22 protein-coding genes and 1 pseudogene are annotated in these 23,661 nt (G+C 56.6%); 12 read left to right on the forward strand and 11 right to left on the reverse strand.

Translation table 11 applies throughout. From position 1 onward, the window contains the following. Positions 1-2: 2 nt before the first annotated feature. Together PGR23_RS00400 and PGR23_RS00405 are read right to left on the reverse strand one after the other, a co-directional pair. Positions 3-1,100, reverse strand: a complete 1,098-nt coding sequence (locus tag PGR23_RS00400) for a glycoside hydrolase family 105 protein (protein ID WP_396279497.1) — start codon at positions 1,098-1,100, stop codon at positions 3-5. Beyond that, a complete protein-coding gene (locus PGR23_RS00405; RefSeq protein WP_045392682.1) occupies positions 1,075-2,526 on the reverse strand; it encodes an MFS transporter in 1,452 nt (483 codons plus the stop codon). Before PGR23_RS00405 ends, PGR23_RS00400 begins: the two co-directional genes overlap by 26 nt. Before the next feature lie 420 nt (positions 2,527-2,946). Between PGR23_RS00405 and PGR23_RS00410 the strand changes: the two genes are divergently transcribed. Further along, positions 2,947-4,287, forward strand: coding sequence for a glycoside hydrolase family 28 protein (locus PGR23_RS00410; protein WP_047043456.1), 1,341 nt, complete (start codon positions 2,947-2,949; stop codon positions 4,285-4,287). A 53-nt stretch (positions 4,288-4,340) separates the two neighbouring features. Here PGR23_RS00410 and purN read toward each other — a convergent pair whose 3' ends face one another. Together purN and purM are read right to left on the reverse strand one after the other, a co-directional pair. Further along, entirely contained in the window at positions 4,341-4,982 is a 642-nt protein-coding gene (gene purN / locus PGR23_RS00415) for a phosphoribosylglycinamide formyltransferase (protein WP_045392675.1), read from the reverse strand. Next, positions 4,979-6,016, reverse strand: a complete 1,038-nt coding sequence (purM, locus tag PGR23_RS00420) for a phosphoribosylformylglycinamidine cyclo-ligase (protein WP_047043459.1) — start codon at positions 6,014-6,016, stop codon at positions 4,979-4,981. The genes purN and purM overlap by 4 nt, the downstream gene beginning before the upstream one ends. Positions 6,017-6,265: 249 nt before the next feature. On the opposite strand from purM, the gene PGR23_RS00425 reads away from it, so the two are divergent. From PGR23_RS00425 to PGR23_RS00440, 4 genes are all read left to right on the forward strand, one after another. Then, positions 6,266-7,696: a 6-phospho-beta-glucosidase gene (locus PGR23_RS00425; RefSeq protein ID WP_047043464.1), complete on the forward strand. Its 1,431-nt coding sequence runs from the start codon at positions 6,266-6,268 to the stop codon at positions 7,694-7,696. Between the two features lie 196 nt (positions 7,697-7,892). Further along, positions 7,893-8,519: a uracil phosphoribosyltransferase gene (gene upp, locus PGR23_RS00430; protein ID WP_015370402.1), complete on the forward strand. Its 627-nt coding sequence runs from the start codon at positions 7,893-7,895 to the stop codon at positions 8,517-8,519. A gap of 96 nt (positions 8,520-8,615) precedes the next feature. Further along, the gene (uraA, locus tag PGR23_RS00435) at positions 8,616-9,902 is read left to right on the forward strand and encodes a uracil permease (RefSeq protein WP_045379877.1); all 1,287 of its coding nucleotides are present in this window, start codon (positions 8,616-8,618) and stop codon (positions 9,900-9,902) included. Between the two features lie 98 nt (positions 9,903-10,000). Then, complete coding sequence (locus PGR23_RS00440; protein WP_026612247.1) at positions 10,001-10,702, forward strand: DnaA inactivator Hda; 702 nt, start codon at positions 10,001-10,003, stop codon at positions 10,700-10,702. On the opposite strand, the pseudogene PGR23_RS00445 reads toward PGR23_RS00440, so the two are convergent. From PGR23_RS00445 to bepA, 3 genes and pseudogenes are all read right to left on the reverse strand, one after another. Next, positions 10,699-10,920, reverse strand: a pseudogene (locus PGR23_RS00445) (ISNCY family transposase); the annotation flags it as partial. The gene PGR23_RS00440 and the pseudogene PGR23_RS00445 overlap by 4 nt on opposite strands. A 66-nt stretch (positions 10,921-10,986) precedes the next feature. Then, complete coding sequence (gene arsC, locus PGR23_RS00450; protein WP_047043470.1) at positions 10,987-11,346, reverse strand: arsenate reductase (glutaredoxin); 360 nt, start codon at positions 11,344-11,346, stop codon at positions 10,987-10,989. 9 nt (positions 11,347-11,355) lie between these two features. Further along, positions 11,356-12,819 (reverse strand): beta-barrel assembly-enhancing protease, encoded by a 1,464-nt coding sequence (gene bepA, locus PGR23_RS00455; protein WP_047043473.1) that lies wholly within the window; start codon positions 12,817-12,819, stop codon positions 11,356-11,358. A 223-nt stretch (positions 12,820-13,042) separates the two neighbouring features. Between bepA and PGR23_RS00460 the strand changes: the two genes are divergently transcribed. After that, the gene (locus PGR23_RS00460; RefSeq protein ID WP_045392657.1) at positions 13,043-14,107 is read left to right on the forward strand and encodes an AI-2E family transporter; all 1,065 of its coding nucleotides are present in this window, start codon (positions 13,043-13,045) and stop codon (positions 14,105-14,107) included. Positions 14,108-14,171: 64 nt separating this feature from the next. Here the strand turns inward: PGR23_RS00460 and bcp are convergent, their stop codons facing one another. Together bcp and PGR23_RS00470 are read right to left on the reverse strand one after the other, a co-directional pair. Next, positions 14,172-14,642: a thioredoxin-dependent thiol peroxidase gene (gene bcp / locus PGR23_RS00465; protein WP_015365462.1), complete on the reverse strand. Its 471-nt coding sequence runs from the start codon at positions 14,640-14,642 to the stop codon at positions 14,172-14,174. Between the two features lie 3 nt (positions 14,643-14,645). Then, on the reverse strand, positions 14,646-15,215 hold the full coding sequence (locus PGR23_RS00470) for a glycine cleavage system transcriptional repressor (RefSeq protein ID WP_015365463.1): 570 nt from the start codon (positions 15,213-15,215) through the stop codon (positions 14,646-14,648). 153 nt (positions 15,216-15,368) lie between these two features. Here PGR23_RS00470 and dapA point away from each other — a divergent pair, with 153 nt between their 5' ends. From dapA to ypfH, 6 genes are all read left to right on the forward strand, one after another. Beyond that, complete coding sequence (gene dapA / locus PGR23_RS00475) at positions 15,369-16,247, forward strand: 4-hydroxy-tetrahydrodipicolinate synthase (RefSeq protein WP_015365464.1); 879 nt, start codon at positions 15,369-15,371, stop codon at positions 16,245-16,247. A 16-nt stretch (positions 16,248-16,263) separates the two neighbouring features. Beyond that, the gene (gene bamC, locus PGR23_RS00480; protein WP_396279498.1) at positions 16,264-17,298 is read left to right on the forward strand and encodes an outer membrane protein assembly factor BamC; all 1,035 of its coding nucleotides are present in this window, start codon (positions 16,264-16,266) and stop codon (positions 17,296-17,298) included. 142 nt (positions 17,299-17,440) lie between these two features. Next, on the forward strand, positions 17,441-18,154 hold the full coding sequence (gene purC / locus PGR23_RS00485; protein ID WP_015703148.1) for a phosphoribosylaminoimidazolesuccinocarboxamide synthase: 714 nt from the start codon (positions 17,441-17,443) through the stop codon (positions 18,152-18,154). 121 nt (positions 18,155-18,275) lie between these two features. Continuing rightward, positions 18,276-19,151, forward strand: coding sequence for a KPN_02809 family neutral zinc metallopeptidase (ypfJ, locus tag PGR23_RS00490; protein ID WP_047043480.1), 876 nt, complete (start codon positions 18,276-18,278; stop codon positions 19,149-19,151). Between the two features lie 9 nt (positions 19,152-19,160). Then, positions 19,161-21,161 carry a tRNA(Met) cytidine acetyltransferase TmcA gene (locus tag PGR23_RS00495; protein ID WP_396279499.1) on the forward strand — a complete coding sequence of 667 codons (2,001 nt, stop codon included), beginning with the start codon at positions 19,161-19,163 and terminating at the stop codon, positions 21,159-21,161. 107 nt (positions 21,162-21,268) lie between these two features. Next, positions 21,269-21,967: an esterase gene (gene ypfH / locus PGR23_RS00500; RefSeq protein ID WP_047043485.1), complete on the forward strand. Its 699-nt coding sequence runs from the start codon at positions 21,269-21,271 to the stop codon at positions 21,965-21,967. Positions 21,968-22,276: 309 nt separating this feature from the next. On the opposite strand, the gene PGR23_RS00505 is transcribed toward ypfH, so the two are convergent. Beyond that, complete coding sequence (locus PGR23_RS00505; RefSeq protein ID WP_015365470.1) at positions 22,277-22,477, reverse strand: YpfN family protein; 201 nt, start codon at positions 22,475-22,477, stop codon at positions 22,277-22,279. A 53-nt stretch (positions 22,478-22,530) separates the two neighbouring features. After that, positions 22,531-23,658, reverse strand: a complete 1,128-nt coding sequence (gene dapE / locus PGR23_RS00510; RefSeq protein WP_396279500.1) for a succinyl-diaminopimelate desuccinylase — start codon at positions 23,656-23,658, stop codon at positions 22,531-22,533. Between the last annotated feature and the right edge of the window lie 3 nt (positions 23,659-23,661).

A 23,661-nucleotide genomic window follows, 5' to 3' on the forward strand; every position in this document is an offset into this window, starting at 1 on the left:
CATTAAAGGGTGCGACGTAGGGCTTCAACCAGGCACAGTATCGCCATTGCCTGGCCGTAGGGCATGGCGGTCAGGGGGATATTACGATAGTGGTCGAGGTCGTTGCCCATCGCTGTGCCAAACGACACCTGCGTTAACTCTCCTTGCGGCGAGATATGTTCGATTATACCCCGGCAGGCCCGCTCGGCGACCGGCAGAAACGCGTCGTCGAGGTAGCCGAGGCGCACCGCCTTGAAAATACCCGCGGCAAATCCCGCCGTCGCAGAGGCTTCCAGATAACTATCCGGGTCGTTGAGCAGCGTCGGCCATAGGCCGTTTTCGGCCTGGCAGCGGGCAAGGGCGCTGACCTGAATTTGCAGAGTATTTTGCAACTGGCGGTAAAAGGCGTCGTGCTCGTCGAGATCGAGCATCTCCAGCAGCTCCGGTATCGCCAGCGTTATCCAGCTATTGCCGCGAGCCCACAGCGCGCCGGCGAAATGGTGTCTGCCGTTGAAATGCCAGCCGTGAAACCACAGGCCGCTTTGGCGGTCGCTTAAATAATGCAGGTGCTGCAAAAACTGAAATTTCGCCTCTTCTAGCCAGCGCGGTTTACCAAACATTTTGCCGAGCATCGCCAGCGGCAGCACCGCCATCATTAGCGTATCGTCCCAGATTTGTTGATGATGGGGAGCCTCATAGGTGACGTGCTGCAGGCAGCCTTCATCGGTACGCGGCATCTGGCGATATATAGCGTCTCCCCAGCTTTCCAGGTAGGCGCGCCAGTCGCTGCGAGGCGTCTGTTGATAGCGCAGCGCCAGGGTTAAAAACGGGCAAGCGGTATTGATGTTTTTTTCCGGCGTGCCCTCGGCGAAGCGGGCGCTAAACCAGCCGTCAATAAGTTCACGAGCCCGAAGCGATCCTGTCAGTTGCTGGTAGCGAAACAGGCCAAACAGGGCGATGCCATGCGTCCACTCCCAGCCGTCCCAACCTTTGGTGTCAACCACCCGGCCATCCGCCAGCCGTTGCAAATACTGGCCGCTATCGTCGGTAATCGCGGTTAAGTTGCCGATTAGCGCTTCGATGAGTGACTGTAATTCAGGACGGTTGTTTTTCTGCGACATAGTGATTTCCTTGAGAAGAAACGGCGGCGCGTTGCCAGCGATCGTTGCGATGTGGATGGCCGGTCAATAGCTCGATGGTTTCGCGTGCCAGCGGGCTGGCATCCTGTGGATGACCACCGGCGCGCAGACGCTCCAGTTCGCTAATCAGGATTTGATGTCGCGGCTGGCTCAAGCGAAAACGAAACGCGCCATACATCGCCAGTAGGGCCAGCAGACCGGGGCCAACGAGGAATACCCACCAGATGCCATTCAGCGCGGCGGTATTCTGCGTTTCGGCGCCTTTGGTGAATCCAAAGGCTTCCAGCGCCAGGCCGACGATAAACAGCGCCAGCGCCTGGGAGAATTTGCGCGTCAGCATCATCACCCCTGCGTAGATCCCTTCACGCCGCACGCCGGTGTAGGCTTCATCGATATCGGGCAGGAAATTGTAGACATTCCATGGGATGAGATAGGTGCCGCCGCGGGCGATCCCCATCACGATTGCGCCGCCGAGCAGCAGCCAGGAAAGATGGCTGAAAGAAGCGGTCAATTGGCTGAACCACAGTAGCGCGCAGAGGATCAGCGCGATGGCCACCTTATAGGCGTTGCCGTTGCCGACGCGGATGCAAAGCCAGGTAAATAAAGGGATCGCGAAGAACTGGAACAGCGTCATCAGACTCATGGCCTGCGAAGCCAGCGATGTGCCGACACGCAGCACGTAGGTCATATAGTGCATAAACAGCGAGCCGAAAATATCCAGCGCCACCGCGCCGCCGACGTACATCATGATATGAATACGGAAGGTCCGCAGACGGAAGGTCGAGGCCATTTCCCGATACAGCGAACGCAGCGTTTTGCCTAAACCTTGCTGCGTCTGCGGCGGCGGGAGGTTGTCGCGCTCCCAGGTACCGCGCCAGACGAAGATCCACGGCAAGGCAAAAAGCAGGGCGAAGATAATGCCGATATAGAGAAACGCCTGCGATTTATCGGCGACGTGGGCCATGATTTGCCCGGGGATCAGCGCCGCGAGAAAGGCTGTCGCCTGAGCGAATAGCATTCGCGCGCCGGACATTTTCGAGCGCAAATCATAGCGGGTGGTCATCTCTGCAGGCAGCGTATCGTAAGGCACCATCAGAAGGGTGAAGACGGTGCTGAATAGTAGATAGGTACCAAGGTACCAGGCGTAGCCAAAACCACTTATCCACATCAGAGCGAAACAGAGCGATAGCGGCGCGCCGAGAATGAAGAAGATCCGTCGCCGTCCCCAACGGGTGCGAATGTTGTCGGTAATGTAGCCCATCACCGGATCCGTGATGCCGTCCCAAATCTTGGCGATGGCGAAAATAGAGGCCGCGGCGGCGGGTGAGAGTCCGGCGACTTCGATATAAAAGTAGAGCAGCCACAGGCCGGTGATGGTCATCGCGCCGCTGCCGAAAATATCGCCCATCCCCCAGCAGAGGATGTTGCGGGTTTTGACTTCTCGTTGCGGGGTCACTGTCCTCGTCATGAGCGTATCTCTTTGGTAAGGAATGCGAGGTTGCACAGTAAAAGAGGGGGAGGGGGGCGAGAATCCCGACAGTCGGTTTTTCGTACCGTTCTGCGAGCAGCATGCCAAATGGCGACAAAATGAAATAAATCCCGTGATGCTGCTCACATATGCTGCGGTTTAAGAGGGCAATAACTGTGATAACGGCCCTGTTTTCATTTTTTTCGCCGGTAAATTATGCGCGTTATCTCACGTTTTTCCTCTGAGCGTGACGGGGAATGTGAAAGGGTACGCAGATATTTCCGCGGTAGTGATTTCGACCCTACGCTGAGGGCGAGAGAGATGGTGAGATAGCCAATACGTTGATTTCCAGGACATGCTATGAACATTTATCTTTCGCAGCGCCATCCCCATGCGGATGGCGTGACGCCGGATACCGAACTTTTTCAACAGGCGCTGGACGAACTGGCGCAGGCGGGCGGCGGCCAGTTGGTAGTTGATTGCGGCAGGTACGCGCTTGGCGGTTTGCGGATAGGGTCGAACACCTGTCTGTGGCTGTCGCCGGGGGCCGAGCTTATCGTTAGCGAAAACTATGATGACTTTGCTCAGGCGACGGCGCTGAGCCGGGCGGAATCTTCAGATCGGGCCTTTCTGTATGCTGTGGATGCACAGAATATTACCATCTGCGGCGGCGGCGAGATTTACGGCAGCGCTGACGGCTGGTTCTCCCGTGGCGTTGATGCCATGGGCTACCGCACGCCAGCCAGGGCGCGCCCGCGGATCATTTTGCTGGAGAATTGCCGTCGCGTCCGGCTGGAAAATATCACCGTACGACATGCCCCGATGTGGACAATCCATCTGGTCTCCTGCACGGGCGTGGTGGTTGACGGCGTTACCGTCGACAATGATTTGACGATGGCTAATACCGATGCGCTGGATATCGACAGCTGCCAGCAGGTCCATATCGCCAATAGCTATTTCAGCGCGGCGGATGATGCCATCTGTTTGAAAACCACCGATAAACCTGAGCGCATCCAGCGACCGTTGCGTCAGGTAACCATCGTTAACTGCACGCTGCGCTCGAAAAGCTGCGCCTTTAAAATTGGTACTGAAACCTGGCGGGATATTGAAGATGTGCTGGTGAGTAACTGCACTATCTTTGACTCCAATCGCGGCATTGGCCTGATATCCCGCGACGGCGGGCGGCTACGGCGGATGATATTTAGCAGCATTGCTTTTGATTGCGTGAGCGCGCCGGCCTGTCATTGGGGCGAGGCGGACCCTGTTTTCCTTTCCGCGCGCCGTCGCGATCCGGCGATTGAACCCGGCGAAATCTCACAGATCCAGTTCCGCGGGCTGGTTGGCGAGTGCGAAGGCGCGATAAACCTGCATAGTGAAACGCCAGGTCAGATCCGGCGTATTCTGTTTGACGGCGTGCAGCTAACCCAGAAGCTGAACCTGGCAGCGGAGCAGGGGCTTTATGATATCCGCCCGCCGTGCAATCCGATGTCGCCGACCGGGATGGGGATTGATAACGCCTGGTGTTTGAATCCGCAAAGCGGCCGCGTTTGGGGTGTCGAGCCTTATCCCGGCGGTTTGCCGGTACTGTATGCTAACGGCGTAGCGGGTCTGACACTGCGCGAATTTGATTATCAGCGCCCGACCCCATTACCGGCAGCCTGGAACCCTAACGCGCTATGTCTGGAAAACGGAGATAATTAGCGAGGAAACAAGAGAGGTAGTTGCCCCGGCGATTGCTCCGGGGCCAGAACAAGTTATTCTTCAGCGGCATAGCCCTGCGGCGGCAGCTTGCGATTATCCAGCCACGCAGAGTTAGCTTCCATACGCAGGCGACCATCAACAAACCAGCTCACCACCAGCGGGTAGATATCGTGCTCCTGCGCCTGAACGCGGGCGGTAACGTCATCTTCGCTGTCTTCCGGAAATACCGGTACCCGAGCCTGTAAGATCACCGGCCCGCCGTCGAGCTCGTCGGTGACGAAATGCACCGAGGTGCCATGTTCCTCATCACCGTTTTCCAGCGCCTGGCGATGAGTATGCAGCCCTGGATATTTCGGCAGCAGAGAAGGATGGATATTCAGCAAGCGCCCCTGATAGTGGTCAACAAACGCTGGGCTAAGGATGCGCATATAGCCTGCCAGCACCACCAAATCCGGTTGGAAGGCGTCGATTTGCTGCATCAGCTCGCGGTCGAAGGCCTCGCGGCTATCAAACGCTTTCGGCGAGAGCGCAAAGGCCGGAATACCGGCCTCGCGGGCGCGCTCAAGGCCGAATGCTTCGGCCTTATTGCTGAATACCGCACGCAGGGTGCCGTTGATTTGCTTCCGGGCGCAGGCATCAATAATCGCCTGTAGATTACTGCCGTTACCGGAAATCAGCACCACAATGTTTTTCATTCAATGACCACACGTTGTTCGGCATCGGATGCCTTGATATAACCGATTTTCCACGCGTTTTCACCCTGCTCGTTCAGCAGGGCGATAGCTTTATCCGCCTCGGCTGCCGGGAGCGCGACCAGCATGCCGACGCCGCAGTTAAAGGTGCGGTACATTTCGTGGCTGCTGACATTACCGGCGGTTTGCAGCCAGTTGAAGACTTCCGGCCACTGCCAGGATGACTCGTCGATCACTGCCTGGGTGTTGTCCGGCAGTACGCGCGGGATATTTTCCCAGAAGCCGCCGCCGGTCAGGTGGGCGATAGCGTGGACGTCGACATTGGCAATCAGATTCAGAATCGATTTGACATAAATACGGGTCGGCGCCAGCAGGTGGTCGGCCAGCAGTTTGCCGTTGAGGTCGGTGGTCTGCGGGTCAACGCCGCTGACTTCGATAATCTTACGTACCAGCGAGTAGCCGTTAGAGTGCGGGCCGCTGGAGGCAAGCGCGACCAGTACGTCGCCGTCAGCCACTTTGCTGCCGTCGATGATTTCTGATTTTTCTACCACGCCGACGCAGAAACCGGCCACGTCATAATCTTCACCATGGTACATACCCGGCATCTCTGCCGTTTCGCCGCCAACCAGCGCGCAGCCGGACTGTAAGCAGCCTTCGGCGATGCCGTTGATGACGCTTGCCGCGGTGTCTACGTCCAGTTTACCGGTCGCGTAGTAGTCAAGGAAAAATAGCGGCTCGGCGCCCTGAACCACCAGGTCATTAACGCACATGGCGACCAGATCGATACCGATAGTGTCGTGACGTTTAAGGTCCATCGCCAGACGCAGCTTGGTGCCGACGCCGTCGGTGCCGGAGACCAGTACCGGTTCGCGGTATTTCTGCGGCAGAGCGCACAGCGCGCCGAATCCGCCCAGTCCGCCCATCACTTCCGGGCGACGGGTTTTCTTCACCACGCCCTTAATACGGTCGACGAGAGCGTTGCCTGCATCAATATCCACGCCGGCATCTTTATAGCTGAGAGAGGTTTTATCGGTCACTGCGAAGTCTCCACGCGTTTGCGGTAGCAAGAAAAATCGGCGCAATTCTAACAGGGAAAGCAAACGTTTGCGAGCCTGCTTTACACTCGATTTAAAACGGCTTACAGATGAGCAAATTTGATACTGTTCACGAAAATGAAACCGGGTACAGTCTTCTGCTTGCCTCGCCTTTGTTGAATGATCATTATGCCAATGAAACCGGTTTCTGTTTGGTGAAAAGCGAATAACGATCGTCTAAAGGGAGAGCATATGTCCGGATTCAAAGAAGGTTTTCTGTGGGGCGGCGCGGTAGCGGCGCATCAGCTTGAGGGCGGCTGGCAAGAAGGAGGGAAGGGAATTAGCGTCGCTGACGTGATGACCGCAGGCGCCCACGGGGTGCCGCGAACGATCACCGACGGCGTACTGCCTGGTCATAACTATCCCAACCATGAGGCAATTGATTTTTATCATCGTTATAAAGAAGACGTAGCGCTGTTTGCCGAACTGGGATTTAAGTGTTTCCGTACTTCAATTGCCTGGACGCGCATTTTTCCGCTGGGTGATGAGCTGGAGCCCAATGAAGCGGGCCTGCAATTCTATGACGATCTGTTCGACGAGTGCCTGAAATATGGTATCGAACCGGTGATCACGCTCTCCCATTTTGAGATGCCTTACCACCTGGTGACTGAATACGGCGGCTGGCGCAACCGTAAACTCATTGATTTCTTTGTCCGCTTCGCGAAGGTAGTGTTTACCCGCTATCAGCACAAAGTGAAGTACTGGATGACCTTTAACGAGATCAACAACCAGGCCAACTTCCATGAAGATTTCGCCCCCTTTACCAACTCGGGCCTGAAGTATCAGCCCGGCGAAGACCGTGAACCGGTGATGTTCCAGGCCGCCCATTATGAACTAGTCGCCAGTGCGCTGGCGGTAGAGGCGGCACGCGAGATTAATCCTGCCCTGCAGATTGGCTGTATGATCGCGATGTGTCCTATCTATCCGCTCACCTGCGCGCCGGACGACATGATGATGGCGATGAACGCCATGCATCGTCGTTACTGGTTTACCGATGTGCATGTACGCGGTCGCTATCCGCAACATCTGCTCAACTACTTCGCGCGCCGCGGTTTTACGCTGGATATTACCGACGCCGACCGCCGGGCGTTACAAGAGGGCTGTGTCGACTATATTGGTTTTAGCTACTATATGTCCTTCGCCACCAAAGCGACTGACGATAATCCGCACCTGGATTACGACGAAAGCACCAGCCTGGTCTCCAACCCGTACGTGAAGAAATCGGATTGGGGCTGGCAGATTGACCCGGTTGGCCTGCGCTACTCGCTCAATTGGTTCTGGGATCATTATCAACTGCCGCTGTTTATCGTTGAAAACGGCTTTGGCGCCATTGACGTGCGTGAAGCGGACGGCAGCGTGGACGACCAGTATCGTATCGATTATCTCAGCGCCCATATTGCCGAAATGAAAAAAGCGGTGGTGGAAGATGGCGTCGACCTGATGGGGTATACCCCGTGGGGCTGCATCGACCTGGTCTCCGCCGGTACCGGGGAGATGAAAAAGCGCTATGGATTTATCTTTGTTGATAAAGATAACGAAGGTCGCGGTACGTTGGCCCGCAGCCGGAAAAAATCTTTTGCCTGGTATCAGCAGGTTATTGCCAGTAACGGCGAAAACCTGTAGTTGCCAACAAGCGTAGCGTTGCCAGATATAAAAGCCGAAGGGGAACCTCCGGCTTTTTTTGTTTGTTTTATAATGTGTAACAATCCATAAATCACTTTGTTTGATATACGTCAAGCAAGATGGGTATGGCGCAATCCGCAAAAAGCGGTATAATCCCGCGATTTTTTTTGTGGCTGCCCCTCAGAGGAGAAAGAGAATGAAGATTGTGGAAGTGAAACATCCACTCGTCAAACACAAGCTGGGCCTGATGCGTGAGCATGACATCAGTACTAAACGCTTCCGTGAACTCGCCTCAGAGGTTGGTAGCTTACTGACCTACGAAGCAACCGCCGATCTCGCTACCGAGCGTGTCACCATCGAAGGCTGGAACGGTCCGGTCGAAGTTGAGCAGATCAAAGGGAAGAAAATTACCGTAGTGCCCATTCTGCGTGCCGGTCTGGGGATGATGGAAGGCGTGCTGGAGCACGTGCCGAGCGCGCGTATCAGCGTCGTGGGTATCTACCGTGATGAAGAAACGCTGGAGCCGGTTCCTTACTTCCAGAAGCTGGTTTCTAACATTGACGAGCGTATGGCGCTGGTGGTTGACCCAATGCTGGCAACCGGCGGTTCGATGATCGCGACTATCGACCTGCTGAAAAAAGCGGGCTGCTCGAGCATTAAGGTGCTGGTGCTGGTGGCGGCGCCGGAAGGCATTGCCGCGCTGGAGAAAGCGCATCCTGACGTCGAGCTGTACACCGCGTCCGTCGACCAGGGCCTTAACGAGCACGGATACATTATTCCGGGCCTCGGCGATGCCGGCGATAAGATTTTCGGTACCAAATAAATGATGAAGTGATAAAAAGCCGACTTTGAGAGTCGGCTTTTTTTTGAATAAATCACGCCCACAACAAATAACAAACGACTCTCAGAGGATAATATTATGACGCGCCGTGCAATCGGGGTGAGTGAAAGACCGCCGCTTTTACAGACAATCCCGCTTAGTTTGCAACATCTGTTCGCCATGTTTGGCGCAACGGTTCTGGTGCCTATCCTGTTCCACATTAACCCGGCTACCGTACTGCTGTTTAACGGCATCGGTACGCTGTTGTACCTCTTTATCTGTAAAGGCAAAATTCCAGCCTATCTGGGGTCGAGCTTCGCCTTTATCTCCCCGGTGTTACTGTTGTTGCCGCTGGGTTATGAAGTGGCGCTCGGCGGCTTCATTATGTGCGGCGTCCTGTTCTGCATCGTCTCCTTTATTGTCAAAAAAGCCGGTACCGGCTGGCTGGATGTAATGTTCCCGCCGGCGGCGATGGGCGCCATCGTGGCGGTTATCGGCCTGGAACTGGCGGGCGTGGCGGCGAATATGGCCGGGCTGCTGCCGGCTGACGGTCAAGCTCCCGACAGCAAAACCATTATTATTTCGATGGTAACGCTGGCGGTGACGGTTTTTGGTTCCGTACTGTTCCGCGGTTTCCTGGCGATTATCCCGATTCTTATCGGCGTGCTGGTGGGCTATGCGCTCTCCTTCGTGATGGGCGTAGTCGATACGACGCCTATCGCCGAAGCGCACTGGTTCGCATTGCCGACCTTCTACACCCCGCGCTTTGAGTGGTTTGCCATTTTCACCATTCTGCCTGCCGCGCTGGTGGTCATTGCCGAGCACGTGGGGCACCTGGTGGTGACCGCCAATATTGTTAAGCGCGACCTGATCCGCGATCCGGGTCTGCACCGCTCGATGTTCGCCAACGGGCTGTCGACGATTGTCTCCGGTTTCTTTGGCTCGACGCCAAACACCACCTACGGTGAAAATATCGGCGTGATGGCGATTACCCGCGTATACAGTACCTGGGTTATTGGCGGTGCGGCGATTATCGCGATTCTGCTCTCCTGCGTCGGCAAGCTGGCGGCGGCGATTCAGATTATCCCGGTACCGGTGATGGGCGGCGTTTCTCTGCTGCTGTACGGGGTGATCGGCGCATCCGGTATCCGCGTGCTGATCGAATCAAAAGTCGATTACAGCAAAGCGCAGAACCTGATTCTGACCTCAGTTATTCTGATTATCGGCGTGAGCGGCGCGAAGGTGCATATTGGCGCGGCGGAGCTGAAAGGCATGGCGCTGGCGACGATCGTCGGTATTTGTTTGAGTCTGATCTTTAAACTGATCAGCGTTCTGCGTCCGGAAGAAGTGGTGCTGGACGCCGCGGATAGCGAAGAAGCGAAATAACGATCCTGATACCGGGCAGCGATCCTGCCCGGTTCTCTCCGGACCTAAAACTGTGTTAAACTCTTCGCGTTTTTCTGTAAGCCTATGTTGAGGTCCATCTGAACGCTCCGGCACAGCTCTCTTTGCCACTGTATCTTCCTGACGACGAAACGTTCGCGAGTTTCTGGCCGGGTGATAATCCTTCCCTACTTGCCGCTCTGCAGAACGTGTTGCGGCAGGAACACAGCGGATACATCTATATCTGGTCTCGTGAAGGCGCGGGGCGTAGCCACCTTTTGCATGCCGCTTGCGCTGAGCTATCCCAGCGTGGCGATGCCGTCGGCTACGTGCCGTTGGATAAGCGCACGTGGTTCGTGCCGGAAGTGCTGGACGGCATGGAGCAACTGGCGCTGGTGTGCATCGATAACATCGAGTGCGTGGCAGGGGACGAGCCCTGGGAGATGGCTATCTTTAATCTCTATAACCGTATTCTCGAATCAGGTAAAACCCGCCTGCTGATCACCGGCGATTGCCCGCCGCGGCAGCTGCATCTCGGCCTGCCGGATCTCGCCTCGCGCCTTGACTGGGGCCAAATCTACAAGCTGCAACCGCTGTCGGATGAAGATAAGCTGCAGGCGCTGCAGCTGCGCGCCAGATTACGCGGTTTCGAGATGCCGGAAGACGTCTGCCGTTTCCTGCTCAAGCGGCTGGATAGAGAAATGCGCTCGCTGTTTATGACGCTCGATCAGCTGGATCACGCGTCGATTACCGCCCAACGAAAACTGACGATCCCATTCGTTAAAGAGATCCTGAAGCTTTAGGCCGAAAGCGACGCCAACTCCTGCTCTGCCAGGCCGGTTAGCTGCGCCACCAGCGCGGGGGCGAGACCGCTACGTAACATCGCGGCGGCGATACGTTTTGCTTCTTCTTGCCGACCTTCTTGCCGGCCCTGAAGCAGACCGCGTTCCAGCCCTTGCTGTTCGAGATATTCTGCAATAGTCATCAGCGTCTCCTTATGTTGCGGCGTCCGGCGTGGCAAATTCATCCAGCCAGCGTATAAGATGAAAAAAATCGCGCCGCGGGCAACACCGGCGGCGCGTAGGGGTTAGCTGACGATTTCCAGCACCTGTTCCGGCGGGCGGCCGATACGCGCCTGGCCGTGGCTGACCACGATGGGCCGTTCGATGAGTTTCGGGTTCTCGACCATGGCCTTAATCAACGCCTCTTCGCTGAGCTGTGGGTCGGCGAGATTGAGCGACTTATACAGATCTTCTTTCTGGCGCATCAGTTCACGGGCGCTGCTCATATTGAGCATTTTCAACAGCTGGCGCAGCGTCGCGGCATCCGGCGGTGTCTCCAGATACAGCACCACTTCAGGGTCGATGCCGTTGGCTTTCAGCAGGCTGAGCGTGTCGCGGCTCTTCGAGCAGCGCGGGTTGTGGTAAATTTTTACCGCGTCAGACATGTGGTCTCCTTACATTTTCTGATAGGGGCGGAATCTTTCCTGCAGCTGGCGCAGCTGGTCGATGCGAGCGTCGTAGCGCGCCTGCTGCAAACTGCCCAATTTCACTTGCGAACTGGCGCTGCTCAGCAGCGAGATGGCCTGGTCAAGCCTGCCGGCCAGCGCCATGCCTTCGGCCCGCGCCGCCAGCTCCTGGTCGCGATGACCCAGGGCGCCTTCCGCCTGCGCCAGCAGGTCCCAACCGTTGCCGTCATCTTTATTATTAAAGGTGTAGCGATTGAGTATGGTAGCGGCTTCCGCCGGCTGCCCGCCCTGAAGATAGGCGTTGGCCAGGTTCAGCTGCAGGACCGGATCGGTGCGGATCTCTTTGGCGTTTTTCAGACGGTTAATCGCGTCAGTGGTCTTTTTCTGTCCAAGATCGATATCGGTGGCAAGGTCAAGATACCAGGGATTTTGCGGATCGGCGCTGAGTAGCGGCTGTAGCGTTTTGCGCGCCTGATCGTAGTTATTGCTCTCCATGGCCAATAGCGCGCGGCCATACAGCGCGGCGTGCTGCTCGCGGATATTGCCTTTCGACCAGGCGTCAAGCAGATCGCTGCCGAGCTTATTTTCCCCGGAATTGTACATCCCGAGCGTACGGGCCTTGGCGAGATAGAAATCCGCCGACGACTGGACCACCACCGGACGCATCTGATTGGCGCGGTTACGGGCGTCGGCCAGACGGCTTTCCGGCAGCGGGTGAGTAAGCAGCATTTCCGGCGGGCGGCTGGAATAACGGGATTCGTCGAGTAATTTACCCATAAACGCCGGCATTGCCTGCGGATCGAAACCGGAACGCTGCAATACCTGAATACCGATGCGGTCAGCTTCTTCTTCATTCTGACGGGTGAAACTAATCATCCCCTGCTGGGTGCCGGCAAGGGTGCCGGTTAATGCCGCCATCCCCGCCTGCGGGCTGGCCATCGCCAGCAGAATTGAGCCCAGCGCGCCCACCCAGGTTAGCGGCGCGCTACGTTTTTGGTCTTCCATCGCGCGCGCCAGATGGCGCTGGGTAACGTGGGAGATTTCGTGCGCCATCACCGAGGCGAGCTCGCTTTCGTTATCGGAATAACGGAACAGCGCCGAGTGCAACACCACGTTGCCGCCGAAGAAGGCGAAGGCGTTAATCTGATCGTTATTAATCAGATAAAAGTGGAACGGCGTACGCACGGAGTTAGCATGGGCGACCAGGCGCATGCCCAGCCCGTTAATGTATTGCACCAGCAGCGGGTCGTTAATCAGCGGCGCGCTGCCGCGCAGCTGGCGCACGTAGTAATCCCCCATCTGCATTTCCTGACCGATGGAAAGCGTGCTTCCTGCCGAGGTGCCCATATCCGGCAGCGTATCAGCCGAGTCAGCGGCGGCAGGTAATATCGTCCCCAGCGTCAGCGACGCGACGGCGGCGGCCACCAGCGTTTTCTTTAACTGCCTGAACATAACCTCTGTCCTGTAATGTGGGTGTGCCAGTTTGACCGGTTGCGCGGCCCAATGTTCCCGTGCCGCAGATTCTGCGAGTTTAGCTGTGGTTGATGGCGTTGAAAATATGATATTCGCACAGTTGTGCAGGTTTGTGTCATAGCCAATAAAAAGCGAAGTCTTTTTTGTGACACTTAGATACAATTCCCCGGATTGTGGCGATTTGCGCTTCAGGGAAGGGTTTATGCTTGAGATGTTAATGCAGTGGTATCGTCGTCGTTTCAGCGACCCGGAAGCGATAGCGCTGCTGGTTATTCTGCTGGCCGGCTTCGGCATTATGTTCTTTTTCAGCGGCCTGCTGGCGCCGCTTCTGGTCGCCATCGTGTTGGCCTATCTGCTGGAGTGGCCGACCGTTCGCCTGGAGCGTATCGGCCTGTCGCGAACCTGGGCCACCTCGCTGGTGCTGGTGCTATTTGTCGGTATCTTGCTGCTGATGGCCTTTGTGGTGATGCCGGTGGCCTGGCAACAGGGCATTTATCTCATCCGCGATATGCCTGGCATGCTTAATAAGCTTTCCGATTTCGCCGCCACGCTGCCGCGTCGCTATCCGGCATTGGTGGATGCCGGCATCATCGATGCGATGGCGGAAAATGTGCGCACTCGCATGTTGACCGTGGGGGATTCGGTGGTGAAGTATTCGCTCGCCTCGCTGGTGGGCCTGCTGACCCTGGCGGTTTATCTGGTCCTGGTTCCGCTGATGGTCTTCTTCCTGCTGAAAGACAAACAGCAGATGCTGAATGCCGTACGCCGGGTATTGCCGCGTAATCGCGGTCTGGCGGGGCAGGTGTGGAAGGAGATGAACCAGCAGATTACCAACTATATCCGCGGTAAGGTGCTGGAGATGATTGTCGTTGGCGTCGCTACCTGGATAGGCTTCATTCTCTTCGGTCTTAACTACTCGCTGCTGCTGGCCGTACTGGTGGGATTCTCGGTGTTAATCCCCTATATCGGCGCTTTTGTGGTCACTATTCCGGTGATCGGCGTGGCGTTGTTCCAGTTCGGCGCGGGCACTGAGTTCTGGAGCCTGTTTGCCGTATACCTGATTATTCAGGGGCTGGACGGCAACCTGCTGGTGCCGGTGCTGTTCTCGGAGGCGGTGAATTTACATCCGCTGGTGATCATTCTGTCGGTGGTGATTTTTGGCGGGCTGTGGGGCTTCTGGGGCGTTTTCTTCGCGATTCCGCTGGCGACGCTTATCAAGGCGGTAATGCATGCCTGGCCAGATGGAATGGCTATCGAAGACGAGTGACTCGCTGATTGAGCCAAAAAAAACGCCGGGCGATTTTTATCCCCCGGCGTTTTTCATTTAGACGTTATGCGTTTTCTTTCAGCCAGTTCAGCACGACATCGTGGTGATTGCTGGTTTTGAAGTTATCAAACACATGTTCAATCTTGCCGTCAGCATCAATGAGGAAGCTAATACGGTGAATGCCGTCGTAGGTTTTCCCCATAAATGATTTTTCGCCCCAGACGCCGAACTGTTCGCAGACCTGATGATCTTCATCAGACAGCAGCGTAAAGTTCAACAGCTCTTTTTCGGCAAAACGAGACAGCTTTTCTGGTTTATCAGTGCTGATACCCAGTACTTCGACGCCTGCTTTTTTCAGGTCGTCCATATTATCGCGTAAACCGCACGCTTGTACGGTGCAGCCTGGGGTCATGGCTTTCGGGTAAAAATAAACCAGAACACGCTGTCCCTGGAAGTCGGTTAAATTTACTTCCTCGCCGTCCTGGTCCGGTAAGCTAAATTTCGGTGCGATATCACCGGCTTTCAGTGGGGTCATTGGTTAAACTCCATCCTGTTCATCATGCTGTGAATAATTAACGATGTTAATACTGCCTTGTGCGCTCAGTTCTGTACATAGTGCTTTGAACGCTTGCTCGATATTTGTCGTGTTTTGCGAGGCAGGACTGTGCGCGGTGATTTGAATAAATAGCTGAGCGGCGTCTTTATCTTCTCCCGGTTGAGTTCGGGAGACGAGTTCGGCGATATTCATATTCCACGTGTCGCACAGCGCGGTAAAGCGCTCAATAATATGCGGCGAGTCCGGCACCTCTACCTGGATCCAAACCGTATTCGGCATCGCCTGCGGCGGCCGGGCGGAGGTGCGCTTCATTACGATCAGCAAATCCAGCTCGGCTCCTTTTAACGGCAGCGTTGATTCGATCAGGTTAATCGCGTTCCACGAGCCGGAAAGCAGCATTATAAACGTGAACTCGTCGCCGAGCATGGCCAACCGGCTGTCTTCAATGTTGCAGCCGCAGCTGCTGACGTGGCGAGTGATTGTGTTTACGATGCCGGGGCGGTCTGCGCCCAGAGCGGTAATCACCAGATAGTGTTGTAATGAGGCTGTCAAACCTGTTCTTCCTTTAAAAAGGTGAGGTAACATTAGGAAAGCATAAAAAAAACCGGCGTACAACATCCCAGATGGCGTTGGGTCTCTTGCTTTTATTGCGGCACCAAACGTAACATTGAGAATCTTGTCCCACTTCTGCTCTGAGGATGGCCCATGTTCACGGGAAGTATTGTAGCGCTTGTCACGCCGATGGATGATAACGGTAATGTCTGCCGGTCAAGCCTGAAAAAACTGATTGATTACCATGTCGCCAACGGAACCTCGGCGATTGTTTCTGTAGGGACTACCGGCGAATCCGCCACGTTAAGCCATGAAGAGCATGGCGACGTCGTAATGATGACCCTCGAGCTGGCCGATGGCCGCATTCCGGTCATTGCAGGTACCGGTGCAAATGCAACCGCAGAGGCGATTAGCCTGACCAAGCGTTTTAACGATAGCGGCGTTGTCGGCTGCCTGACGGTCACTCCTTATTATAACCGTCCGACCCAGGAAGGCCTGTTCCAACACTTTAAAGCTATCGCTGAACATACTGACCTGCCGCAAATTCTGTATAATGTGCCGTCCCGTACCGGTTGCGATATGCTGCCGGAAACCGTCGGTCGCCTGGCGGAAATTAAAAATATTGTCGGTATTAAGGAAGCAACAGGGAACTTAAGTCGTGTTCACCAGATCAAAGAGCTGGTTTCAGATGACTTTATTCTGCTGAGCGGCGATGACGCGACCGGCATGGACTTTATCCAGCTCGGCGGCGTCGGCGTCATTTCCGTCACGGCGAACGTTGCTGCGCGTGAAATGGCGGACATGTGCCGACTGGCGATGGCGGGGCAATTCGCGGAAGCTCGCGCGATTAACCAGCGTCTGATGCCGCTGCATACAAAATTATTTGTCGAACCCAACCCGATCCCAGTCAAATGGGCTTGTAAGGCGTTGGGACTTGTAGCGACCGACACGCTGCGCCTGCCGATGACGCCGATTACCGAAGCGGGTACGAAAGCGGTTACCGCAGCGCTGAAGCATGCCGGTTTGCTGTAGAGTTTAGGGAGATTTGATGGCTTACTCAGTACAGAAGTCGCGCCTGGCGAAGGTTGCGGGTGTTTCGCTGGTTTTACTCCTCGCGGCCTGTAGTTCTGACTCGCGCTATAAGCGTCAGGTTAGCGGCGACGAGGCTTATTTAGATGCCGCGTCGCTTAGTGAACTTCACGCCCCGGCGGGGATGATCCTGCCGCTGCAGACTGGCGACTACAACATTCCGGTTGCTTCCAGCACCGGCGCGGTAGGCAAAGCGCTGGACATTCGTCCGCCGGCTCAGGCGTTAGCTCTGGTCAGCGGCGCGCGTACCCAGTTTAACGGCGACACCTCCACCTTGATGGTTGAAAATAGCCGCAGCGGTTCTTTATGGGCGCAGGTTGTCAGCATCATCCAGGCGAAAAACTACACCATCACCAAGCGTGACGATGCAGGCCAGACGCTGAATACCGATTGGGTTGAGTGGAACCGCCTTGATGAAGACCAGCAGTACCGTGGCCGTTATCAAATCTCCGTTAAGCCGCAGGGCTATCAGCAGGCGGTGGTAGTGAAGTTGGTGAACCTGGAGCAGGCGGGCAAGCCCGTGTCTGACCCAGCTTCTCTGCAGCGCTACAGCACCTCGATGCTGAACGTTATCTCTTCCGGTCTTGATTCTAACGCCACCAATGCGCAGAACGCGGCGCAGAGAAGCGCTGGCGCGACCTTCGACGTGCAGAGCGCGGCGGATGACACCGGCTTGCCGATGCTGGTGGTGCGCGCGCCATTCAACATGGTATGGCAGAAACTGCCGGCCACGCTTGAAAAAGTGGGCATGAAGGTGACCGACAGCACTCGCTCCCAGGGCAGCATGGCGGTAACTTACAAGCCGCTGTCTGACAGCAGCTGGCAGGAACTGGGCGCCAGTGACCCACAGCTGGTCTCTGGCGACTATAAACTGCAGGTCGGCGATCTCGATAACCGCAGTAGTCTGCAGTTCATCGACCCGAAAGGCCACACTCTGACGCAGTCGCAAAATGACGCCCTGGTAGCCGTATTCCAGGCCGCATTTAACAAGTAATAAAAAGGGCTGGAGCAATCCGGCCCTTTTTAATGTATAGTGACGCAAACGTGTGCGTGGCCGCAAAGTCCGGTAAATTGCCTGATTTTGCCTACGGGCGGAAACGTAATTTTTTGGCTTAATATCACTGGAGTGGTGAAAGATGAAAAAGCAAGCTGAGTTGTATCGTGGCAAAGCGAAAACGGTATACAGCACCGAAAACCCGGATCTGCTGGTACTTGAATTCCGTAACGATACGTCAGCAGGGGATGGCGCCCGCATCGAACAGTTCGATCGTAAAGGTATGGTGAATAACAAATTCAACCATTTCATTATGAGCAAGCTGGAAGAAGCCGGTATCCCGACCCAAATGGAAGCGCTGCTTTCCGATACTGAATGCCTGGTGAAGAAGCTGGATATGGTGCCGGTTGAATGCGTGATTCGTAACCGCGCGGCGGGCTCGCTGGTGAAACGCCTGGGTATTGAAGAAGGTATCGAACTGACTCCGCCGTTGTTCGATCTGTTCCTGAAAAACGACGCCATGCACGACCCGATGGTCAACGAATCCTACTGTGAGACGTTCGGCTGGGTGAATAAAGAAAACCTGGCGCGCATGAAAGAGCTCAGCTACAAAGCGAACGACGTACTCAGCAAGCTGTTTGATGATGCCGGTCTGATTCTGGTCGACTTCAAGCTGGAGTTCGGCCTGTTCAAAGGCGAAGTGGTGCTTGGCGATGAATTTTCTCCGGACGGTAGCCGTCTGTGGGATAAAAACACCCTCGATAAAATGGACAAAGATCGCTTCCGCCAGAGTCTCGGCGGCCTGATCGAAGCTTACGAAGAAGTGGCCCACCGTCTGGGCGTCAAGCTCGACTAATCTCCTCCGCGCCGGAAGAAATAGTCTCTTCCGGCGCTCTTATTCGTTGTTTCCTGTGGTAATCCTCCGCTGAACCGCCTACGATCTCTCATATTCGTAACATGATGGAATAGAGGTGCTTATGCGCTGGCAAGGGCGTCGTGAAAGCGACAATGTGGAAGACAGACGTAGTGATTCAGGTTCGCCGCTGGGCGGCGGCGGTGGCGGTTTCCGTATTCCAAGCGGTAAAGGCGGCATCGTCCTGCTGATTATCGTTCTGGTGGCGGGTTATTATGGCGTGGATTTAACCGGCATGCTGACCGGCGAACCGATGCCGCAGCAGCAGACTTCTACCCAACGTTCCATCAGCCCGAAGGATGACGAAGCGGCGAAGTTCACCTCTGTGATTCTGGCAACCACCGAAGACACCTGGGGGCCTATTTTCGAAAAGATGGGGCGGCAATACGTTCAGCCGAAGCTGGTGATGTATCGCGGCGCGACCCGTACCGGTTGCGGCACCGGCCAATCGGTGATGGGGCCGTTCTACTGTCCGGCGGACAGCACGGTCTATATCGACCTGTCATTCTATGACGAGATGAAAAACAAACTCGGCGCTGACGGCGACTTTGCGCAGGGCTACGTGATTGCGCACGAAGTCGGCCATCATGTGCAGAAACTGCTCGGCATCGAACCTAAGGTCCGTCAGATGCAGCAGCAGGCTTCGCAGACCGAAGTGAACCGCCTGTCGGTGAAAATGGAGCTGCAGGCAGACTGCTTTGCGGGCGTCTGGGGCAATAACATGCAGAAGCAGGATGTGATGGAAACCGGCGATCTGCAGGAAGCGCTCAATGCCGCTGAGGCCATCGGCGACGATCGTCTGCAGGAACAAAGCCAGGGCCGCGTAGTGCCGGACAGCTTCACCCATGGGACTTCCCAGCAGCGCTATACCTGGTTCAAACGCGGTTTTGATAGCGGCGATCCTGCGCAGTGTAATACCTTTGGCAGTTCACTTCGTTAACGCTTGCTCATGGAACCGCTTGTTCACCTGACCGCGCGGATGGCGCGCGAGGGCATTCGTCGCCTGCTGGTGCTTAGCGGCGACGAAGACTGGTGCCTGACGCAAGCCCTGGATTTACGAGCGCGGCTGGAGGGCGACGGACTGTGGGTCGGCCCGTCGTCACAGCTGGCGCCCTGCGCGGCGCCGGGCGCGCTGAAAACGCTGCTCGGGCGCGAATTTCAGCATGCCTTTTTCGACGCTCGCCACGGTTTTGACGTGGCGGCTTTTGCCGCGCTTGCCGGCACGCTGCGCGCCGGCAGCTGGTTAGTGCTGCTGGCGCCGGATTTTGCCCGCTGGCCTGAGCAGGCGGATGGCGATTCGCTGCGCTGGAGCGATACGTCTGAACCAATCGCCACCCCTAACTTTGTCCACCGTTGTCTCCAGCTCTTCACCGCGGATCCTGAGGTCGCACTGTGGCGACAGGGCTACGGCTTACGTTTGCCGGAGGTCGCTCCGCGCAGAGACTGGCACGCTGCCGATGGCTACCCGCAGGCCGAACAGGCCGCCATTCTTTCGTCACTACTGTCATCGCCCCCGGAAATTGCCGCCGTCACCGCCGGGCGCGGGCGCGGTAAATCTGCGCTGGCGGGAATGTTGATTCATCAGCTCACCGGCTCTACCATCGTCACCGCGCCGACGCGCGACGCGACGGAAGTCATCGCCGTTTTTGCGGGACAAAAGATATGCTTTATGGCGCCCGATGCGCTGCTGGCAAGCGATGCGAAAGCCGACTGGCTGGTGGTCGATGAGGCCGCCGCTATCCCGGCACCGACGCTGCGCCAGCTGACGGCGCGTTTTCCCCATACGCTGTTAACGACGACGGTTCAGGGCTATGAGGGAACCGGCCGCGGCTTCTTATTGAAGTTCTGCGCCGGTTTCCCAACGCTACGGCGGTATAACCTGTCGTCGCCGATTCGCTGGGCGCCGGGTTGCCCGCTGGAGTCGGTTATCGACCGGTTATTGTTATTTAACGATGAGGCATTTCTGCTGGCGCCGCATGGGGAACCGCAGCTGGAGACGTTAAGCCAGGATGCCTGGCGCGAACAACCCACGCGCCCATCAGAGGCTTATCAACTGCTTTCCGGCGCTCATTACCGCACTTCGCCGCTGGATTTGCGCAGGATGATGGATGCGCCAGGCCAGCACTTCACCGTGGCTCGCTGCGCGGATGGCGTCGCTGGCGCGGTGTGGCTGGTGGAAGAGGGCGGTCTCGAACCTGAGCTTAGCCGCGCCGTCTGGGCCGGATATCGCCGCCCGCGCGGCAATCTTGTCGCCCAATCATTGGCCGCGCACGGCGGTAGCCCGCTGGCGGCGACGCTGACCGGCAGGCGCGTCAGTCGTATTGCCGTCCATCCAGCGCGCCAGCGCGAAGGGTTGGGGCAGCGTTTAATCGCCCATGCCGTCAAGCAGACGCACGGCTGTGACTATCTCTCCGTCAGCTTTGGTTTTACCCCTGAACTATGGCGCTTCTGGCAGCGCTGCGGGTTTCTGCTGGTGCGCATGGGCACGCATCGCGAGGCGAGCAGCGGCTGCTATACGGCGATGGCGCTCTATCCGCTCAGCGAAGAGGGGCGGCAACTGGCCTGGCGCGAACATCAACGGCTGGCGCGGGATGAACGCTGGCTGAGTCAGTGGCGTGATGAACGCGCTCCGGTGACGATGGATGAAACAGCTATGCTTACTGAGGAGGACTGGCTGGAGGTCGCCGGTTTTGCCTTTGCGCATCGTCCGCTGTTGGCGGCGGTCGGGAGTCTGAACCGGCTTTTGCAGGCGACGCCGCTGCCGTTAGTGGCGCTACGCGCGCGCTTAGCGCAGCAGGATGAAGCAGCGCTATGCGTGGACCTCGGCTTATCCGGTCGCAAGGCGCTGCTGGCGCGACTGCGGGAAGAGGCGGCTTCGGCCATGGCGGGACTCGATCCTGCCCGCGCGCAGCGGCTGGAAGAGTGGGTCAGGAAGCTGCAATTTTTTTAACTAACTCATTCAGTTAAATGGCATGGTCATATTCTCTGCGCGGCGTAAACTGCCTTGCATCAATCAGGAGCCCGATTCCTGTTTATCTGAGACATCAGGAGATAACCATGAAACACGATCACTTTATTGTTCAGAGCCCGGCGACGCCTGCGCAACAGTTGCTGCTGCTGTTTCATGGCGTGGGCGATAATCCGGTTTCGATGGGGCAAATAGGTAGCTGGTTTGCGCCGCTGTTTCCCAACGCGCTCATTGTCAGTATCGGTGGTGCGGAGCCCTGCGGTCCGGCGCCGGCGCGCCAGTGGTTTTCGGTACAAGGCGTGACGGAAGAGAATCGTCAGCAGCGCATTGATGCCATTATGCCGACCTTTATTGAAACGGTACGCTACTGGCAAAAACAGAGCGGTTTGGGCCCGCAGGCGACGGCGCTGATCGGTTTTTCGCAGGGTGCGATTATGTCCCTCGAGAGTATTAAAGCCGAGCCAGGACTGGCGTCGCGGGTAATTGCCTTTAACGGCCGTTACGCGACGCTGCCGCAAACGGCGACCACGCAAACTACCGTGCATCTGATCCACGGCGGCGAGGATCGGGTGATCGATCTGGCGTGGGCGGTCTCCGCGCAGGAGCGGCTGCAGGAGCTGGGTGGAGATGTCACGCTGGATATCGTTGAAGATCTCGGACATGCCATTGATGACCGGAGCATGCAGTTTGCCCTCGACCGTCTGCGTTATACCGTACCGAAGCACTATTTTGATGAAGCGTTGAGCGGCGGTACGCCGAAAGATGACGATATAATCGAAATGCTGTAATGGCCCCGCGGTACAACGTCGGCTGGTATAGGTAGATGCTGTTATCGGTTTACAACTTTTTTAAGGGTTTTCCCGGACGCGGCGCGTTGCGCCTTCTCCGGGCTACCAAATCGCACAGCGCTGTAGCCCCGGTAAGCGGCAGCGCCACCGGGGAATTTTGAGGCCGCCAACACCGGCAGTTTCAGTAGCCATGGGTACAGAGGTAAAATTGAGAGCCTCAGCTCGCAATGGTACGGGCCGTAGCCCGGGTAAGGCGTCGGCCGCTACCCGGGAATGCAACCAGCCCGCGTGATGACGGGGAGCGCAGGTTTACTTCTTCGGCTGGTCTTTGTTCGGCCAGTCGTCGTCGTCATCCCACTTGCTATTGAAGTCGCGATGCGGCGGCAGATCCGGTTTGTTGTCGAGATATTTTTTCGGGTCGACGCGATTAAGATCTTTAATCACGTTGATCATCACGCCGACTAAAAATACCAACACCAGAATCCACCAGTGGTTGATAAGCCATTCCATGCTGTGTCCTCTTTTTACCCCGCAGCGGCGCTGCAGGGTAATCGTTATTGTCGTCAGGCGACCAGTTGTTCCATGATGCGTTGATACATCCGCGCCAGCAGCTGCAGGTCGGCGGCATTGACGCATTCATTAATTTTGTGAATGGTCGCGTTCACCGGGCCCAGTTCCACCACCTGCGCGCCCATGCGGGCGATAAAGCGTCCGTCAGAGGTACCGCCGGTGGTTAGCAACTGCGGTTTTACTTCATTATAGTGCTCAATGGCGTTCACGACCGCATCGACAAGATTGCCGCGACCGGTCAGGAACGGCTGGCCGGAAAGCCACCATTCGACGGTATAGCGCAGCTGATATTTTTCCAGCAGCGCGATGATGCGTGCTTTGATCATCTCGTCGGTCAGCTCGGTGCTGAAACGGAAGTTGAACTGAACGAATATATCGCCAGGGATGACGTTGTTACTGCCGGTGCCAGCCTGCACGTTGGCGATTTGCATGCTGGTCGGCGGGAAGTATTCGTTGCCTTTATCCCATTCGATAGCCACTAGCTCCGCCAGCATCGGCGCGGCGCGGTGTACCGGGTTATCGGCGAGGTGCGGATAAGCGACGTGGCCCTGGACACCATGAATCGTCAGGTTACAGGTGAGTGAACCGCGGCGGCCGTTTTTCACGACATCGCCGACCACTTCGGTACTTGAAGGTTCGCCGACCAGGCAGTAATCAAGGCGCTCGTTACGCGCCATCAGCGTTTCGACCACTTTTACCGTGCCATGGGTGGCGCTGGCTTCTTCATCAGAGGTGATGAGAAACGCCAGGCGTCCTTTATGATCCGGATACTGCGCGACAAAGCGCTCGGCGGCGACAACCATTGCCGCCAGCGATCCTTTCATATCCGCCGCGCCGCGGCCAAACAGCATGCCATCGCGAATAGTTGGTTCAAACGGCGGGTTGATCCAGCGGTCGGCGTCGCCGGCCGGCACCACATCGGTATGGCCGGCAAAGGCCAGCGTTTCACCCTGTCCGCGCCAGGCCCAGAAATTTTGCGTATCGCCGAAGTCCATCGCTTCAACGGTAAAGCCGATCGCCCGCAGGCGTTCAATCATTAACGCCTGGCATCCCGCATCATTGGGGCTAAGGGAAGGGCGGCGAATAAGCTGCTGAGCCAGCTCAATGACCGGGCAAGACATAGA

Source organism: Klebsiella sp. 141162 (genome assembly GCF_050600755.1).
In the GTDB taxonomy this organism is placed as follows: Bacteria; Pseudomonadota; Gammaproteobacteria; order Enterobacterales; family Enterobacteriaceae; genus Klebsiella; species Klebsiella aerogenes.

Bases quoted from the DNA above. Each gene is read 5' to 3' on its own strand.
- dapE (WP_396279500.1), bottom strand. From the start codon at position 23,658: ATGTCTTGCCCGGTCATTGAGCTGGCTCAGCAGCTTATTCGCCGCCCT.
- PGR23_RS00405 (WP_045392682.1), bottom strand. From the start codon at position 2,526: ATGGGCGATATTTTCGGCAGCGGCGCGATGACCATCACCGGCCTGTGG.
- purN (WP_045392675.1), bottom strand. From the start codon at position 4,982: ATGAAAAACATTGTGGTGCTGATTTCCGGTAACGGCAGTAATCTACAG.
- bcp (WP_015365462.1), bottom strand. From the start codon at position 14,642: ATGACCCCACTGAAAGCCGGTGATATCGCACCGAAATTTAGCTTACCG.
- PGR23_RS00425 (WP_047043464.1), top strand. From the start codon at position 6,266: ATGTCCGGATTCAAAGAAGGTTTTCTGTGGGGCGGCGCGGTAGCGGCG.
- dapA (WP_015365464.1), top strand. From the start codon at position 15,369: ATGTTCACGGGAAGTATTGTAGCGCTTGTCACGCCGATGGATGATAAC.
- arsC (WP_047043470.1), bottom strand. From the start codon at position 11,346: ATGTCTGACGCGGTAAAAATTTACCACAACCCGCGCTGCTCGAAGAGC.
- bamC (WP_396279498.1), top strand. From the start codon at position 16,264: ATGGCTTACTCAGTACAGAAGTCGCGCCTGGCGAAGGTTGCGGGTGTT.
- upp (WP_015370402.1), top strand. From the start codon at position 7,893: ATGAAGATTGTGGAAGTGAAACATCCACTCGTCAAACACAAGCTGGGC.
- PGR23_RS00505 (WP_015365470.1), bottom strand. From the start codon at position 22,477: ATGGAATGGCTTATCAACCACTGGTGGATTCTGGTGTTGGTATTTTTA.
- PGR23_RS00495 (WP_396279499.1), top strand. From the start codon at position 19,161: ATGGAACCGCTTGTTCACCTGACCGCGCGGATGGCGCGCGAGGGCATT.
- purC (WP_015703148.1), top strand. From the start codon at position 17,441: ATGAAAAAGCAAGCTGAGTTGTATCGTGGCAAAGCGAAAACGGTATAC.
- uraA (WP_045379877.1), top strand. From the start codon at position 8,616: ATGACGCGCCGTGCAATCGGGGTGAGTGAAAGACCGCCGCTTTTACAG.
- bepA (WP_047043473.1), bottom strand. From the start codon at position 12,819: ATGTTCAGGCAGTTAAAGAAAACGCTGGTGGCCGCCGCCGTCGCGTCG.
- PGR23_RS00460 (WP_045392657.1), top strand. From the start codon at position 13,043: ATGCTTGAGATGTTAATGCAGTGGTATCGTCGTCGTTTCAGCGACCCG.
- ypfH (WP_047043485.1), top strand. From the start codon at position 21,269: ATGAAACACGATCACTTTATTGTTCAGAGCCCGGCGACGCCTGCGCAA.
- PGR23_RS00400 (WP_396279497.1), bottom strand. From the start codon at position 1,100: ATGTCGCAGAAAAACAACCGTCCTGAATTACAGTCACTCATCGAAGCG.
- ypfJ (WP_047043480.1), top strand. From the start codon at position 18,276: ATGCGCTGGCAAGGGCGTCGTGAAAGCGACAATGTGGAAGACAGACGT.
- PGR23_RS00410 (WP_047043456.1), top strand. From the start codon at position 2,947: ATGAACATTTATCTTTCGCAGCGCCATCCCCATGCGGATGGCGTGACG.